General features: G+C 50.2%; 3 protein-coding genes. All 3 read left to right on the top strand.

The features are described from left to right. A partial coding sequence (locus Q0338_RS02625; RefSeq protein WP_298085404.1) for a class I tRNA ligase family protein occupies positions 1-584 on the top strand: 584 nt, incomplete at its 5' end. A 96-nt stretch (positions 585-680) separates the two neighbouring features. Further along, positions 681-2,039 carry an Asp-tRNA(Asn)/Glu-tRNA(Gln) amidotransferase subunit GatA gene (gene gatA / locus Q0338_RS02620; RefSeq protein WP_298085403.1) on the top strand — a complete coding sequence of 453 codons (1,359 nt, stop codon included), beginning with the start codon at positions 681-683 and terminating at the stop codon, positions 2,037-2,039. Positions 2,040-2,043: 4 nt separating this feature from the next. Beyond that, positions 2,044-3,085 (top strand): IMP dehydrogenase (locus tag Q0338_RS02615; RefSeq protein ID WP_298085402.1); only part of this gene is annotated, 1,042 nt, incomplete at its 3' end.

The raw sequence follows: 3,085 nt of genomic DNA, 5'->3' as shown, positions 1-3,085 counted from the left end.
CGGATTTAAGCGGCATATACCTTGATATCTGCAAAGACCGCCTATACTGCGACGCCAAAGACAGCGATACGCGCCGCTCGGCTCAAAGCGCCATGGCGCTAATCACTAGAGCGCTACTGCCTCTCATCGCTCCGACGCTAACCTACACCGTGGACGAGGCGATGGACTATGCGCCTAAGATCATAAAAAACGGCGCAACCGACGCCTTTGATCTAGAATACGCGCCGCTAGATTTTGAGTTTAATGTAGACGACGAGCTACTAATGGCTAGTCGCGAGAAGTTTTTCGAGCTAATCGACGTACTCAAAAAAGATAAAAAGATAAAATCAACCCTCGAGCTAGTGCTGCAAACCAGCTCAAATTTGATCCTAAGCGAAGACATAAACGAGATAAGCGACTGGTATATGGTTAGCGACGTCCAGAGCCTAGACGGCAGCGACAGTCTAGCCGAATTTGACGTCGGAAACGATAAATTTAAACTCGTTTTATCGACGCGTCACAAATGCCCGAGATGTTGGAAATTTACCGCTAAGCACGACGGCGAAACATGCCCGAGATGCGAAAAGGTACTAAAAAATGTCTGAGCCCATCTCCGCTTGGTTCGTCGCGGCGACCATCGCGGCCATCCTCGCGGTCACAGCCGCAGGTATCGTAGCGGTAATAAAATTTAAGGATAAAAAATGATAACTTTAAAAGAGGCTCTAAAGCTAAGCGCCGGCGAAGTAGCCGAGCTTAGAAACGAGCTGGAAAAGAAAATTTTCGCAGATAGGGAGCTTGGCGCCTATGTCGAGCAGTTGGCAAATTTGCCGCTTGATAAACTGGGTGCGGGCGTACCGATCGCTATAAAAGACAACATCCAGGTAAAAGGCTGGAGCGTAACGAGCGCGTCTAAAATTTTACAAGGCTACATCGCGCCTTATAACGCGACGGTTATAGAAAAGCTGCTAGCAGCGGGCTTGGCGCCGTTTGGCCGTACGAATATGGACGAATTCGCCATGGGTAATACGACCGAAAACAGCTACTATGGTAAAACACTAAATCCTCTAAATCGCGAAAGAGTCGCAGGCGGTAGCTCGGGCGGCTCTGCTGCCGCGGTCGGCGCAGGACTAGCGGTGGCTGCTCTAGGAAGCGATACGGGCGGCTCGATACGCCAGCCTGCGGCATTTTGCGGCTGCGTGGGACTAAAGCCGACCTACGGACGCGTGAGCCGCTACGGCCTGGGCTCATACTCTAGTTCGCTAGATCAGATCGGACCGATAACGCAAAACGTCGAGGACGCCGCGATCTTGTACGATATCATCGCAGGACACGACGACAAAGACAGCACGAGCGCGGATATCAAATTTGAGAGCGTAGCAGATAAGCTAAACGCGGATAAAAAACTAACGATCTGTGTCATCGAAAACTACATAAACGAAGCCTCGGAAGAGACTAAAAAAGCGCTTTTAAAAGCGGTCGATGTTTTAAAAACCGCAGGCCACAAGATAATCTATAAAAATTTAGAAAACTCAAAATGCGACATCGCGACCTACTACATCATCGCCACGGCCGAAGCCAGCGCAAATCTTAGCCGCTTTGACGGCATAAGATACGGACGCAGAGCCGAAGCTAAAAATTTAAAAGAACTCTATATCAACTCGCGCTCGGAAGGATTCGGCGAAGAGGTAAAAAAGCGAATTTTACTCGGTACTTTCGTGCTTAGCAGCGGTTACTACGACGCGTATTACATTAAGGCTCAAAAAGCTCGCGCCCACACTAAGGCTAAGTATGAGCAAATTTTGAGCGAATGCGACCTCATTTTGATGCCTGTCGCCCCTAGCACGGCGTATAAATTTGGCGAGCTAAAAAACCCGCTAGATTCCTATCTATCAGACATCTATACGATCAGCGTAAATTTAGCCGGCTTGCCAGCCATCTCGGTTCCGGTAGCCAAAGACGCGGACGGCCTAAACGTCTCTGCTCAGCTCATCGCAAAGGCGTGGGACGAAAAAACGCTGCTAGAAGGCGCGCTTAGTTTAGAAAACTCTATAAAAGGATAAACGCATGAAGATAGTTACGAAGGCTCTCACCTTTGACGACGTTTTGCTCGTCCCGCAGTACTCCGAAATTTTGCCTAAACAAGTCGATATAAAAACGCGCTTTAGCAGAAATGTGGAGCTAAATATCCCGATCGTATCGGCTGCGATGGACACCGTCACCGAGCACCGCGCGGCGATCATGATGGCGCGTCTGGGCGGTATCGGCGTCATACATAAAAATATGGACATACAAAGCCAGGTCAAAGAGGTCCGCCGCGTGAAAAAAAGCGAAAGCGGCGTGATCATCGATCCTATCTCCATCTCGCCAAACGCTAGCGTAGGCTCCGCGCTTGATATGATGGCGGATCTACACATCTCAGGCGTTCCCGTCGTAGACGAGGAAAATAAACTAATAGGAATCCTAACCAACCGCGATTTGAGATTTGAAAACGATAGAAGCGTCCTCGTAAAAGACAGGATGACTAAAGCCCCGCTGATCACCGCTCCAAAGGGTTGCACGCTAGACGATGCGGAGAAAATTTTCTCTCAAAACCGCGTAGAAAAGCTACCTATCGTCGATAAAGACGGCCACCTAGAAGGCCTCATAACCATAAAAGATCTAAAAAAACGCAAAGAGTATCCAAACGCAAACAAAGACGCATACGGCAGACTCCGCGTAGCAGCAGCCATCGGCGTAGGTCAAATGGACAGAGCAAAAGCTCTAGCGGAAGCCGGCGTAGACGTCATCGTTATAGACTCCGCTCACGGCCACTCAAAAGGCGTACTAGACACGCTAAGACAGGTTAAAGCCGAGCTAAAAGTGGACGTCGTAGCCGGAAATATCGCAAACCCGGCTGCCGTCAAAGACCTAGCAGAAGCAGGCGCAGACGGCATCAAGGTAGGCATAGGGCCGGGCTCCATCTGCACCACTCGCGTAGTAGCGGGCGTTGGCGTACCTCAAATTTTCGCCGTAGATAGCTGCTCGGCCGAGGCTGCAAAATACGGCATCCCGGTCATCGCAGACGGCGGACTAAAGTACTCTGGCGACGTAGCCAAAGCCCTAGCCG

It is taken from the genome of uncultured Campylobacter sp., assembly GCF_938018145.1.
Taxonomy (GTDB): domain Bacteria; phylum Campylobacterota; class Campylobacteria; order Campylobacterales; family Campylobacteraceae; genus Campylobacter_A.
Note: the sequence above shows the minus strand (reverse complement) of the source record. Positions and strands in the feature narration are given on the sequence as shown.